This is a genomic window from Moraxella sp. RCAD0137 (assembly GCF_002894025.1).
GTDB classification, from domain to species: Bacteria; Pseudomonadota; Gammaproteobacteria; order Pseudomonadales; family Moraxellaceae; genus Moraxella; species Moraxella porci.
Window position 1 is genome coordinate 359,394 of the sequence record NZ_LTCC01000001.1, and the last position, 13,996, is coordinate 373,389.

The window sequence follows — 13,996 nt, forward strand, 5'->3', positions numbered from 1 at the left end:
TGAAACATTATCATATTTCAAGGTCAAGCCAGTGACTGCTATGTTCATCATTTTTTTAAATGATGGCTTGACGCTCAAAGCTTCTATTCAGTGGCCATGTTGGCTTAAAAAAACGGATCAAATTTAACTGAGGCGCATGCTGACTTTCAACAGCACTACTGATTGATGACATTGATAAAAGTGGCTGAAATAGCAAGTGCCTATTTTAAGAATAAATCATTGATCCGCCTTTTAAAATCACCCATCCATCCCCATTAATCGATTAATGACATGCGATAATGCGATTATTACCAAATCAAAACTGTGCTGCACAGAGTATAGACCGCAGATTCAGACGCAGTCATTGATCGCATCCGTGTATGATGCTTTTTTTGGGCTAATTTGCTGTCTTGAAAGATGCCCAAAAAGCCAGTATAATGAAATGTTTTTTACGCCTCTGATTTTCATCAAAATTTTCACGCTATAAGAGATCTATGCACATGAGTGAACATAATTACACCGCCGAAGAGCACGACGAATCATCCTCGCAGCTGGCTGCACTGATTCGTTTGGGCAAGGAACAAGGCTATCTCACTTATGCAGAAGTGAACGATCAGCTGCCTGACTCTGTCACCGAAAGCGATCAAATCGAAGACATCATCCAGATGCTCACCGATGTGGGGATTCAAGTGTTTGAAGTTGCCCCGGATGACGATGACATATTGTTGGCTGATGCTGGCAGCGACGATGAAATGGCAACCGATGAAGCAGCTGCCGTGCTGGCATCGGTCGAGACTGAACCTGGCCGCACCACTGATCCTGTACGTATGTACATGCGCGAAATGGGTACGGTCGATCTTTTGACTCGCGAAGGTGAGATCGGCATTGCCAAACGCATCGAAGAAGGCACTCGTGAAGTGCAGTACATCATGGCGTATTGGCCAGGCACGGTTAAATTCGTGCTGGATGAATATCAGCAAGTTTTAGAGGGTGAGAAAAAAATCTCCGACATCGTCTCAGGCTTTTTGAGCGCTGATGATAGCGAATTTGAACTTGGTGAAGAAACTGAGCTTGAATTAACTGAGCCTAAGGCAGGCGATCTTTCTTTGGAAGATGATCTGGATGATGATGACAGCGATGACGATGACGGCGCGATGGATGCCGATGCTGATGACTCAAGTCTTGATCCAGAAGAGGTAAAAGCCCGATTCGATGAGATGCAGCGTCTATATGACAAATCTCAAAAGGCGCTTGAAAAATACGGCCGTGGCAGCAAGCAAGCCAAAGCTGCTGAAGACGAGCTGGCCAACCATTTCATGCTCATCAAGCTCAACAACCGTCTATCAGATCAAGTGATGAGTCTGATGCGTGAAGTCTATGAAGATGTTCGTGCCAATGAACGCCGTATCATGAAGTTGGTGATTCGCCGCGGTAAAATGCCGTTAGAAGAGTTCAAAAAAACTTTTCCAAGTAACGAAACCAATATCGAGTGGCTCGCGCATCGTATCGAGGGCAAACCTGCTTTTGCTGAGACGCTGGCCAAAATCGAACCTGAAGTCGTCGCACTGCAACAAAAAATCCTCGCCTATGAGCAACAGCTACAGATGGACATCCGCGACATGAAAGCGGTCGCTCGCCAAATGGCCATCGGTGAAGCCAAGGCACGCCGAGCCAAAAAAGACATGGTAGAAGCCAACTTGCGTTTGGTGATCAGTATCGCCAAGAAATACACCAACCGTGGCTTGCAGTTTCTTGACCTAATCCAAGAAGGCAACATTGGCCTGATGAAAGCGGTGGATAAGTTTGAATATCGCCGTGGCTATAAGTTCTCCACTTATGCGACATGGTGGATTCGCCAAGCCATCACCCGCTCAATCGCTGACCAAGCACGCACGATTCGTATCCCTGTGCATATGATCGAGACGATCAACAAAATCAACCGTGTTAGCCGTCAGCTACTCCAAGAAATGGGTCGTGAGCCAACACCCGAAGAGCTGGGCGAACGCCTAGATATGGACGAAGCCAAAGTCCGTAAAGTACTAAAAATCGCCAAAGAGCCAATTTCGATGGAGACACCGATCGGTGATGATGAAGATAGCCACTTGGGTGATTTTATCGAGGACAATACCATCTCAAGCCCGATTGAGAATGCCACCGCCGAAGGTTTGCGTGAAGCAACTCGTGAGGTACTCGATAATCTGACCGAAAGAGAGGCCAAGGTCTTGAAAATGCGTTTTGGTATCGATATGCCAAGCGATCATACGCTTGAAGAGGTTGGCAAGCAGTTTGATGTGACGCGTGAGCGTATCCGCCAGATCGAAGCCAAGGCTCTGCGTAAGCTGCGCCACCCATCTCGCTCGGAGCATCTGCGTTCATTCTTAGAAAACGACTGAGCGGCCATACGCTCTTGGCTTGCCGATGACTGTGATGAGCGGTTGTCGGCAAATTTGTTTTAGTACCAGATATATTGGATTGATTATGAAATTTTTGGAATCAAAATACTTTCGCCCACGCACCATCGCCACCGAAACCTACATCGATGGCCAATACCATCTGACCACCCAGCCGATCGATGAGCGCATCAAATCAGACATTACGCCATTTGAAGAGCTGATCAATTCTATGATGCCAAGCATCAACTTTCGTGGTGATGATGTGGTGATTAAGCGTTCGCATTTGGCGCAATTTGTGCAATGCACCGACTTTCATGTGGTGCGTTATGATCGTCATACAGGTCAATTTTTTGCTGCTGAGTTGTGCTATTTTCACCCAGAATATGAGTTTTTCTTATTATTAAGTGAAGATCTTAGCAATGAATATGACAAAACCATCATCGAATCTGGCTATTATAGCGTCGTACGCTTGGCCTATGATTCCCAAAAAACTGATGCGCTGACAAAGATTCGCGCGTTTTATGAGGCGTATTTAGAAAAATACATCTCTTCTGAGGCCAAAATCTCGCTACTGCTCAAAGAAGGTCAGGATTTGGTGTTCAAATCACATACCATCAAGCCCTTAGCGCTGGATTTGGCAACCATGTATAATGATGATTTTTTGCCAGTACACCAAAAAATCAAAGAATCCCTAAGCGATGGCAACAAAGGTCTGGTACTGCTACATGGTTTGGCAGGATCAGGCAAAACCAACTACATCAAGTGGCTCACCGCCCAAATCCCCAATAAAAACTTTATCTTCGTGCCAAACAATCTCATTGGCGCTTTGGCCGAACCGCAGTTTATGAGCATGCTGATTGACAATAAAAACTCGGTGCTGGTGCTTGAGGACTGCGAAAACTACATCGCTGAGCGCGTCGGTGGTGGCAATACATCTGATGTGGTATCCACCATCTTAAACATCGCTGATGGCATCTTATCTGATGTGCTAGAATGTCAATTTATCTGCACTTTTAATGCTGATTTGATGGACATTGACCACGCGCTGCTGCGTCATGGCCGCTTGATCGCAGAATATCAATTTGGCGCGCTGACTGTCGATAAAGCCAATGCCTATCTGGCCAGTGTCGGCAAAGACATCACCGTGGACCAACCGATGACGCTGGCTAATGTAAGTAACATCGATGAGACCGAATATAAATCCAGCCCAGCCCAAAAAAGCTTTGGTTTTATCGGTTAATCTAAAGTTGTAAAAAATCTCGCAACACATATTGTGAGATTTTGTCAGCTTATATTGGCTTATGGCAGCTTTGGCGGATTGGCTGGTTTTGGCAAAGGCTGAATCCCCTCATCTGCAGACGATGACTCAGGACGCTTTTTAAGATTGCCCTCTTCATCAAGCTCATCATTGTGATAAGCCTCAATGGCCTCACGAATACCCTCAGGCTCTTTATCTTGATGATCTTCTTTGGGCTTATTGCGCCCCAAGCGTCGCACGATGGCATCGGCATAGACGCGCGTTTCTTTGTCATCGCCCGTTTCTTCAAAGATCATCTCACCTAGGCTGTTGATTTTGGCGTATTTGACCGTTTGTTTACGCGGCCAAAAAAAGTCGGTTGGGCGAGTGAAAAAATGATTGGTCACCAACTGATACAGTCGTTTCCACTCCATGAATTTGACCTCTTTTGAGCGCAAAGCCACCATCAAAGCCAGCGAAAAACTCACCAAAAGGTTCACCATACCAATCAGCAACACCCCTACAAATGACAGCGCTGCTATCTGCCAAGTCAGATGCTCAGGCGACAAATAAAACAGTCCATGCACGAAGTTTGCTGAGGCAAAGGCAATGTGGCGGATGTCCAATGGCAAACCCAACATATAGCCAACCGTCGCGGTACTGCCCAAAAAGCAGCCAAAAATAAAATTGCCCATGATGGCGCCAAGATTGGCCTCAATAAAGCCGCCCATTTTATTCAGCCATCGCGTTGGCATCACGCGCACCAACACCCAATGCCGACGGATGCGCTCGCCAATCTTATTATAAGCGGCCAAATTATCATAATACCCTGCAATCAAGCCCGACACGAATAAGAACACGCCTGCGATGGCGGCATGTGGCAGCGCCAATGAGCGGATCGGATCTAAGTCATGCAGCAGATGAGCCGCCTGCGCGCCATCAATCATCGGCGTGCCTTTCAGATAATTCCATGACAGCGCGATCAGTAGTGCCACTGGCATCGCTACAGATATGTTGCCCAAAATGGCGATGAATTGGGTACGCAAAATATCAACGACCAATTCAGCAAGCTTGGTCAGCTGCTGCGTTTTTTTGCCCGAAGATCCAGAGATGGTCGAGGCGATCGCCGCGGCCGTCATTGCAGGCTGCTTGGTTGCGACCGTCCCTCGAGCGATGTGAATGAACACAAAGCCCAAGCCATAAATCATGCTATTGACAAAAGCTCGACCCACAGGGGCCAAGGCCAGATGATAAGCCAAAGTCTTTAAAGTTGCCATAAAACCGATGAACAAGCCCCCGATGGCAGCTTTTTTATACATCTTACGATAGCCTGTGCTGTCGGTACTGATGTAATGCTCACCGACGCGGCCAGCATTTTCGGTGACTTTACGCGACAGCAATCGGGTATTGGATTCGATGAGCGAGCTAAAGCTGTAGCGCGTTTTGGCGGTTTGTACTACTTCGACCGTCAGATCGACGATCGCTTGATCGCGCTTATGCTCAGCATTACTAACCAGCTCCACCAAAGTACGCATTCTTTGCAAACTTTGCTCAAGACGCGCCAACATATTGGTCAGGCGAATCGAAATGCCTGTTTTATAGACACGCTTTCTTAGTGTATCGACAATGTCCTCACACTGCTCGACCATCACCATCAGTGGTGCAGGATCGATGTCTTGTTCAGGCATCACATCAGTCATCAAATCCAGCTCATGCGCCTGACGATACTGATTGACAAATAAGATGGCTTCTTGGTTTTGGGCGACGAATGCCGCTGAATAATTCAGCAGCTCTGGATAAAAGTTCATCAACTCTGGATGCAGACCAATGCCGCTCACGCGATATGACAGGACGACGATGGCGTTTAGGATGCTGTTCTTGGCTTGAGCCACCAAACTAAGATCCTTCTCATCAGGTCGGATCAATGGCACCAACGCATTCCAACGATCTTCGCCGATCGATTCCACCCATCGCCAGTCGCTGCGCTTATCAAATAAATAATTAGCCAACTCCACCACCGAATCCTCATCAGGCAAGAGCGGCAAAAAACGATGGCTGATCAAGCGCGATACACTACTTGAAAAGCTCTGATCTGAGGCGATACCTGTGTCGGTATATAAGGTAATTTGGCGATACTGAATGATCAGGCGCAAAATGAATGCCGCCAAACCTGATCCGTATTCAGGATTGGCCTGCAACAGCTCAATCAGCTCATCAATTCTGGCATCGGCATTTTGCTCATCTTCATCGACGACTCTTAGAGCGTCAATCAAGCGCTTTAAGGCTTCGGGTTCTGGCAACTCTTGCAGCATGACAATGCGCTGCAATATCAATTCCAAATCCGAAGTATCACTGTCTAACACAATCAAACTCCAATTAGGCTATCATCGCACATCAAAGAAAAATCCTGCAGCTTTGGCAAGTCATCACCCATTTAAGCTGTAAGAATATTTCGCTGATTCGACAAAAAATTTACGCTACTGTATCACATTTGACTCGTTTTACCAAATTTCTATGGTAATCAAATGCGCTAAATTGTTTCAAAAGTTTGTCAATGTGACAGTATTGGTTATCACTTTGCAAGTGACAGTATTGGATGGCGATAATGCATGCAATGACCAATAAAGAATCAAAATATCAGCTCATCACTATCCCAGTCGATGCCGATTTTTGGTTTATTGCGCGACTGATACTCATAATAACCACCAGATGTTGACTTTGTGCCTTCTGGCACGGCATTGATCAGCAGATCATCAGGCACATGGCTCAAAAAATAACTCTCTGCGCTGGCATGATGATCTGAGTGATGCATCGACCAAGTGTTGGTATTTTGGCGAGTAAGAATCAGCTCATCTTTGGCGCGGGTCATCGCCACATACAGCACCCGCCGCTCTTCTTCAATCTCATCGAAACTGCCAGCAGCTCGGGCGTGCGGGTATTGGCCGACAGAGGCATTGACGATATAACAAACCTCGCACTCGGTACCTTTGGCTGAGTGGATGGTAATCAGCGTCACCACATCATCATTATTCTGACGCGTCACCTCACTGTAGGATACTGGCTCTAAAATATACGCCTCAATAAAATCAATCAGCGTATCATGCCGCTTGGCCAGCTGCTTGATCAAATCAAAATCTCGCACACGGCTTGGCCAGTTTTTCTTATCATAGTTTTGTTCAAGCTGCTCGATCAGCGCATCCACCGCGATACCGACACTCACCTCTGGTTTGAGCGGCTTGTCGATGAGCCGAGTCAGTGCATTGAGGGCTGGCTCGGGCACTTTGCTTTTTTGTCGCAGCAGATCAATGCATGCCTTCAGATCTGGCAAATCGGCCATTTCATTGGTTAATTTGGCAGCACCCGCATCGCCGATGCCGCGCCACAAAGTCAAAAAACGAATCCAAGCCAGCTCATCAGCAGGATTTGCCGTGACGCGCAGCATGCTCAGCAGATCTTTGACATGTGCCGATTCCATCAACTTAACGCCACCGATGAACATATAAGGGATTCCTGCATCAATCAGCGCGCTTTCAACCTGACGACCTGAATATGCCGACCGCAGCAAAATCATGTGATGATGCCAAGGACTGCCGGTGTCATAACGCTTTTTGAGGTCTTGGATGATCCATCGAGCTTCCTCAAATTCGTTGGCAAATGTATAAAGCTTGGGTTCGATGCCGCTGCCACGATGCGCAGTCAGCCGCTTTTTATAATCCAACGGGCTTTCTTCAAGCAGCCAATTTGACAGATCCAAAATCCCTTGGGTTGAGCGATAATTCACCGTCAAAGTCAAAATTTTCGCCCCCGGCACACGCTGATCAAAGCTGTGAATATTTTGAAAATCCGCACCCCGAAAGCCATAAATTGACTGCGCATCATCGCCCACACAAAACAGATGACTACGGCCAATTAAGGGTTTGATGATCAGCCACTGCAAAGGATTGGTGTCCTGCATCTCATCAACCAACAGATGCTGTAACGATCCACTGACTTTATCAAGCAGCCAAGCATCGGTGTTGAGATAACGCGCCACATACTCTAAGATATCATCATAATCCAGATAGCGCCTGGCTTGTTTTTGTTGTTCATAATCTTTCATCATCTGCTTGATGACATCCGCCTCTTCCATAAAATCTGGCAAATGCTTTTGTAATGCTTCTTTAAAGGCGCATTGGGTATTGCGCGCATAAGAGTAGGTATCGGCTAGCTCTTTTGGCTTGGGCAGTCGGTCTGTTTGGTTGGGTTTTTTGGGATTTTGCTCGTTTTGTGCATTTTCAAGCTTGGCACGAATGAGCTTAAACATCATCAGCTGATCATCGCGATCAATGATATTAAAGCCTTTTAAATCAAATACATGCGAATATCGGCGCAAGATGGCCAAACAAAAAGTATGAAAAGTTGAAGCCTTAAGTCCTGCGGCACGCTCACCCAAATGTGCCTCAACTCGGCTGACGATTTCGCTAGCAGCGCGGCGCGTAAAGGTGACAATTTGGATCTGCTCAGCAGGCACACCTTGATCGATCAGATGCGCTGCACGCGCGACGATGGTTTTGGTTTTGCCGCTGCCTGCGCCAGCCAGTACCAGAGTATTGGGGGATGTGGTGGTGGTCGCTTGGCGCTGATCATCATTGAGTTCTTGAAGCAATGTGTCTATGGTCATATCGATACCGACGGATGAAATGGCTGTTTGTGTTAGATTAACAGACGATGGCTGAATGCTCAAGTGCTTAGCAAAAATTATCACCCAAATTCATCCATCCTTTGCCCGATGGCATCGCTGTTTTGGCTGTGACAGGCGTATTTTAATAAAAAAGGACAGATACAAGATCTGTCCTTAGCTAGGCCATGTCAATTAAGCGAAAAACTCAGCATCAAATGCCATGATGCTGTCTGTACCCGACTTGGCCATATTGGCATGAGCATACAAATCAGGCAAGCTGCGTGCCACGAAATAATCAGCCAATTTGCGGCGCGTGTCATAAAACTCGCCAGTTTTGCCGTCGCTGGCTTTTACGATCAAAAGATACATATAAGCATAGCACAGGTAGCCGACCGCGTGCAGATAATCCACAGCATTGCCATTGATGGCATTGGCATCGGTTTTGGTGGCATCGAGCATCACCGATGTCAGTGCAGCCACCTCATCGGCAGCGTCGATCACCGCTTGTGTGATCGCATGATCAGGGGCGTCTTTAGCGGCTTGTGTGATCTCATCGATGAATGCCATCATCGCGCGACCACCATCTTTGACCACCTTACGACCCAAAAGATCCAGCGACTGAATGCCATTGGTGCCTTCATAGATCTGGCTGATGCGCGTATCGCGTACGATCTGCTCCATACCCCACTCGCTGATGTAGCCGTGGCCACCAAATACCTGCTGACAGTCGATGGCTGCATCAAAAGATTTGTCCGTGACAAATGCTTTGGCAATCGGCGTCAATAAGGCGACTTTTTGAGCAGCAGCTGATTTTGCATCAGCATCGTCACTGAATTTGGCGATGTCCAGATTTTGGGCAACATACATCGCAAAGGTACGCGCAGCCACGCTGTTGGTCTTGGCGTTCAAAAGCATACGGCGCACATCAGCATGATGAATGATCGGATCAGCCGCTTTATCTGCATTGACCACGCCAGTATCAGCGCGGCCTTGCAAGCGATCTTGGGCGTAGGCTGCTGCATTTTGATAAGCCAATACGCTTGCGCCCAAGCCTTGTAGTCCCATGGTCACGCGCTCGTAGTTCATCATTACAAACATTGCGGCCAAACCTGCGTTTTCCTCACCCACCAGATAGCCTTTGGCAGCATCAAAATTCATCACACAAGTCGCCGAAGCCTTAATGCCCATCTTATGTTCGATCGAGCCTGCTTTGACGCCGTTGCGTTCACCGATACTGCCATCTTCATTGATCAAAAACTTCGGCACGATAAACAGTGAGATGCCCTTTGAGCCAGCTGGCGCATCTGGTGTCTTGGCCAGTACCAAATGGATGATGTTCTCTGCCAGATCATGCTCACCGCCAGTGATAAAAATCTTGGTGCCAGTGATCGAATAGCTGCCGTCATCGTTTGGCACAGCGCGCGTTTTGATGATGCCAAGATCTGTGCCTGCATGTGGCTCAGTCAGACACATGGTGCCTGCCCATTGCCCCTCATACAGCTTTTGCAGGTATTGCTGCTTTTGTGCTTCGCTGGCCACCGCCAATAAGCATAAGCTTGCGCCCACCGTCAGATTCGGATACAGCGCAAAAGACTGATTGGTGGCAAACAGCATCTCTTCGGTCAGCATGGTGACCATCTTTGGCATTCCCTGACCGCCAAATTCTGGATCACCGCCCAGACCAATCCAGCCTGCCTCTGCATAAGCTTTGAATGCTTCTTGAAAGCCTGTCGGCGTCTTTACCACGCCATCGCCCAGATATTGAGCGCCCTCTTGATCACCAGACTGATTGAGTGGCAGCAGCACTTCGGTGGCAAATTTTGACATCTCATCTAAGATCATGTCCACCGTATCTTCATCGACATGCGTCAACTGCTCATTGTTCGCCCAAAATTTCGGCGCATCAAACACTTCTTTTAGGGTAAAACGCATCTCATCAATCGGAGCGGTATATTTCAATGACATAAAATTTCCTTTTTATCCATTTTATCAAAGTTAACTGTGGCAAAACGATTGCTATTTGCCATTTTGGTTATCGCGCAATCAGATGGATGATGACACGCCTGCCTGCCATCATCGTATCGCGCATTAGAACACAAACTGCTCAACATCCATGCTCATCAAAGTCTCTTCGCCGGCATTGATGCGAGCAACATGCACTGCATGGCGTGGCAACAACTTGGCAAAATAAAACTCTGCAGTCTTCACCTTGGCATCATAAAATCCGTATTCGCCATGCAAAGCTTTGTCTGAATCTAGGCTTTCATCAAAGCTTGCCAATTTGGCTTTGGCGACTGCAGCCATGCGCGCCCACAGATAGGCCAAAGTCACATAGCCGCTAAAGAACAGATAATCAACCGCAGCTGCGCCGATGGCTTCTGGGTTTTGGGTGCCTTGCATACCGATGCGTGAGGTCACATCTGCCCATTGCTTATTTAGCTTGACCAACGGACGGATGAACTGACCCAGCTCATCATCATCGCTGTGTTCTTGACAGAATTTATGGATGATCTTGGTGAAATTGGCCAGCAAGCGACCTTGACTGCCCAGCACTTTTCGACCCAACAAATCCAGCGACTGAATCTCAGTCGTACCCTCGTATAGGCAAGCGATACGGGTGTCGCGGACATTTTGTTCCATACCCCATTCACTGATATAACCATGTCCGCCATAGACTTGTACACCATGGTTCGCGGATTCATAGCCCGTTTCGGTCAAGAAAGCTTTGGCGATCGGTGTCAATAGCGACAGCATCTCATCAGCAAATTTCACCTCAGCTGGGTTTTCGCCCTTAGCGACGATGTCGGCAAATTGAGACAGATAATACACCAACGCACGACCGCCTTCAGCAAAGGCTTTTTGGGTCAGTAGCATATTGCGTACTGCAGGATGATGGATGATGGTATCTGCAGGTTTGTTTGGCTCTTTGATACCAGATAAGGCACGCATCGCTGTACGCTCTTTGGCGTAGCTGAGTGACCCTTGAAAAGCAAATTCAGCCGCCGCCAAGCCTTGAATCGCTGTGCCAATACGAGCAACATTCATAAAGGTGAACATGCAGTTTAGACCACGGTTTTTAGGGCCGATCAAATAGCCTTTGGCAGCATCAAAATTAATCACACAAGTGGCTGAGGCTTTGATGCCCATTTTATGTTCAATAGAGCCACATACCACGCCATTACGCTCACCAACCGAGCCATCATCATTCACCAAAAACTTTGGCACGATGAACAACGAGATGCCCTTGGTGCCAGCAGGTGCATCAGGCAATCGCGCCAACACGATGTGGATGATGTTTTCGGTCAGATCATGCTCACCAGCTGAGATGAAGATCTTTTGGCCTGTGATGGCATAGCTGCCGTCGTCATTTGGCACAGCGCGTGTCTTAATGATGCCCAGATCCGATCCTGCATGTGATTCGGTCAGACACATGGTGCCAGACCATTGCCCTGTATTCAGTTTTTCAAGATAAGTGGCTTTTTGCGCTTCGGTGCCGTGATGCTCGATGGTCTGGATCGCGCCATGCGATAAGCCAGGATACATGGCAAAAGCCCAGTTGGCAGTACCCATAATTTCGCTCACAGCGCTGCCAAGCGAAGTGGATAATCCCATCCCGCCATATTCAGGCTCGGCATTGATCGCAGGAAAGCCAAGCTCACAATACTGCTGATAAGCTTCTTTAAAGCCGCTCGGCGTATAGACATTGCCGTCTTCGAAACGGCAGCCTTCCATATCGCCCGTACGGTTCAGCGGTGATAGCACGCTTTGGGCAAAATCAGCCGCGGCTTCTAAGTAGCTATTGACGGTGTCGGTATCAAGCTCTTGATACGCAGGCAATTTTCCATAATGCGCCTGACTGTCTAGCAGCTCATGCATCACAAATTGAATGTCACGAAGTGGTGCTGTGTATTGCATATCTCTATCCTTTTTTCAGTTAACATGTCAATATTGATGCTAATAAAATAGCCAATGCAATCTATGAATGCAAATGCGCCATCTGACTGATGGGTCATAAAATAATCCAGACCATCGCCAGTCCTTGATTATTCGATAAAATAACTTATTAAATTATAAAATAAAACCGCCCAATCATCGATTGAGCGGCTTGGCAAATCATCATAAAAACTATATTACTTGATACGCATATCACCAGTTTCAACGAAGCGTTGATGCCATGATAGCGCTTCTAGCAAGATGTGCGGTGTGTGGATGCCACCTGCCTTCTCACTCACTGCCAACGCGCGATCATAGTAGTCACGCAGCATATCACGATAGTCAGGATGTGAGCAGTTCTCGATGATCAGTTTGGCGCGCTGTTTTGGTGACTTGCCACGCAGATCAGCCATACCTTGTTCGGTAACGATGAACATCACATCATGCTCAGTGTGGTCATGGTGGCTAACCATCGGTACGATTGATGAGATTGCACCACCTTTAGCAGTTGATGGGCTGACATAGAACGAGAAGAAACCGTTACGAGTAAAGTCGCCAGAACCGCCGATACCGTTCATCATCTTGGTACCCATGACATGTGTTGAGTTCACATTACCATAGATGTCCGCTTCGATCATCGCATTCATGCCGATGATGCCTAGACGACGGATGATTTCTGGGTTGTTGCTGATTTCCATTGGGCGTAGGATTAGCTTGTCGCGTAGGAACTCAATGTTGTCATTGAAGCGTTGTAGTGCATCAGGGCTGAATGACAATGCAGTCGCCGAAGCGTGCTTCATCTTACCTGCCAAGATCAAATCTAGCATACCATCTTGTAGTACTTCGGTGTAGCCAGTCAAATCTTCAAATGGCGCATCCAATAGACCTGCCATGACAGCGTTTGCCACATTACCCACACCTGATTGTAGTGGTAGTAGGCTCTTTGGTAGGCGACCTGCTTTGACTTCATGGTCAAGAAAATCGATGATTTGTGCTGCAATACGCATTGATACATCATCAGGATCAGCGAATTTTGAGTTGCGGTCGCCGCCATTTGTCAGGACAATTGCAACAATCTTATCAGCAGCACATTCGATGTATGGTGTACCGATACGGTCAAATGCACCAACCAACGGGATTGGCTTACGATGCGGTGGCAAGCCCACTTCGCCATAAACATCATGCATACCTTCTAGGCCAGCATTTTGGGCGGCGTTCACTTCGATGATGACATGCTTGGCGCATTTGATGGCTTCTACACCATGGCCGATACCCATTGCAGGGATGATATGACCATCTTCGGTGATGCCTGATGCTTCGATGATTGCGATGTCAAACTCACCGTAAAAACCTTGGCGCATTTGTTGTTCAACATGCGATAGGTGCATATCTTGATAAGCGGTACGGCCAGCGTTGATATTGTTGCGAAGCGTTGGATCTGATTGGAATGGTGAGCGGAAATGTACCGCATTGGCTTCAGCCAGTACGCCATCACACTCAGGCGCAGTTGACGCACCAGTGACCATACCAATGCTGAATGCTTCACCACGCTCATGTGCAGCTTTGGCTTTATTAGCGATGGCGGTTGGTAGTGCTTTTGGATAGCCTGCACCGGTAAAACCTGTGATGGCTAGGTTCATGCCATTTTTGACAAATTCGGCGGCTTGCTCGGCACTCATCACCTTGTCACGCAAGCTAGCGTTACGAATACGATCTAGAGACATAATAGTTTCCTCTTAAGTTATGTTATTCCAACAATGCGGTAAAAACGCAAATGAATTTACACTTGTAAAT

Annotated in this window: 7 protein-coding genes; 2 read left to right on the forward strand and 5 right to left on the reverse strand. The window is 47.5% G+C overall.

Annotation, left to right across the window (positions count from 1 at the left end):
- Nucleotides 1-479: 479 nt before the first annotated feature.
- Nucleotides 480-2,372, forward strand: a complete 1,893-nt coding sequence (gene rpoD, locus AZ602_RS01610) for an RNA polymerase sigma factor RpoD (protein ID WP_103033543.1) — start codon at nucleotides 480-482, stop codon at nucleotides 2,370-2,372.
- 85 nt (nucleotides 2,373-2,457) lie between these two features.
- Nucleotides 2,458-3,612 carry an AAA family ATPase gene (locus AZ602_RS01615; protein WP_103033392.1) on the forward strand — a complete coding sequence of 385 codons (1,155 nt, stop codon included), beginning with the start codon at nucleotides 2,458-2,460 and terminating at the stop codon, nucleotides 3,610-3,612.
- 59 nt (nucleotides 3,613-3,671) lie between these two features.
- Here the strand turns inward: AZ602_RS01615 and AZ602_RS01620 are convergent, their stop codons facing one another.
- From AZ602_RS01620 to AZ602_RS01640, 5 genes are all read right to left on the reverse strand, one after another.
- Entirely contained in the window at nucleotides 3,672-5,921 is a 2,250-nt protein-coding gene (locus AZ602_RS01620) for a site-specific recombinase (protein WP_103033544.1), read from the reverse strand.
- A 317-nt stretch (nucleotides 5,922-6,238) separates the two neighbouring features.
- Nucleotides 6,239-8,269: an ATP-dependent helicase gene (locus AZ602_RS01625; RefSeq protein ID WP_103033545.1), complete on the reverse strand. Its 2,031-nt coding sequence runs from the start codon at nucleotides 8,267-8,269 to the stop codon at nucleotides 6,239-6,241.
- 192 nt (nucleotides 8,270-8,461) lie between these two features.
- Nucleotides 8,462-10,234, reverse strand: coding sequence for an acyl-CoA dehydrogenase C-terminal domain-containing protein (locus AZ602_RS01630; RefSeq protein ID WP_103033393.1), 1,773 nt, complete (start codon nucleotides 10,232-10,234; stop codon nucleotides 8,462-8,464).
- A gap of 123 nt (nucleotides 10,235-10,357) precedes the next feature.
- Nucleotides 10,358-12,184: an acyl-CoA dehydrogenase C-terminal domain-containing protein gene (locus AZ602_RS01635; RefSeq protein WP_103033394.1), complete on the reverse strand. Its 1,827-nt coding sequence runs from the start codon at nucleotides 12,182-12,184 to the stop codon at nucleotides 10,358-10,360.
- Between the two features lie 215 nt (nucleotides 12,185-12,399).
- Nucleotides 12,400-13,926: an acetyl-CoA hydrolase/transferase family protein gene (locus AZ602_RS01640; protein ID WP_103033395.1), complete on the reverse strand. Its 1,527-nt coding sequence runs from the start codon at nucleotides 13,924-13,926 to the stop codon at nucleotides 12,400-12,402.
- Nucleotides 13,927-13,996 lie beyond the last annotated feature (70 nt).

Excerpts from the sequence above, each read along its gene's own strand:
- AZ602_RS01625 (WP_103033545.1), bottom strand. The coding sequence starts at position 8,269 with ATGACCATAGACACATTGCTTCAAGAACTCAATGATGATCAGCGCCAA.
- rpoD (WP_103033543.1), top strand. The coding sequence starts at position 480 with ATGAGTGAACATAATTACACCGCCGAAGAGCACGACGAATCATCCTCG.
- AZ602_RS01640 (WP_103033395.1), bottom strand. The coding sequence starts at position 13,926 with ATGTCTCTAGATCGTATTCGTAACGCTAGCTTGCGTGACAAGGTGATG.
- AZ602_RS01630 (WP_103033393.1), bottom strand. The coding sequence starts at position 10,234 with ATGTCATTGAAATATACCGCTCCGATTGATGAGATGCGTTTTACCCTA.
- AZ602_RS01615 (WP_103033392.1), top strand. The coding sequence starts at position 2,458 with ATGAAATTTTTGGAATCAAAATACTTTCGCCCACGCACCATCGCCACC.
- AZ602_RS01635 (WP_103033394.1), bottom strand. The coding sequence starts at position 12,184 with ATGCAATACACAGCACCACTTCGTGACATTCAATTTGTGATGCATGAG.
- AZ602_RS01620 (WP_103033544.1), bottom strand. The coding sequence starts at position 5,921 with ATGCTGCAAGAGTTGCCAGAACCCGAAGCCTTAAAGCGCTTGATTGAC.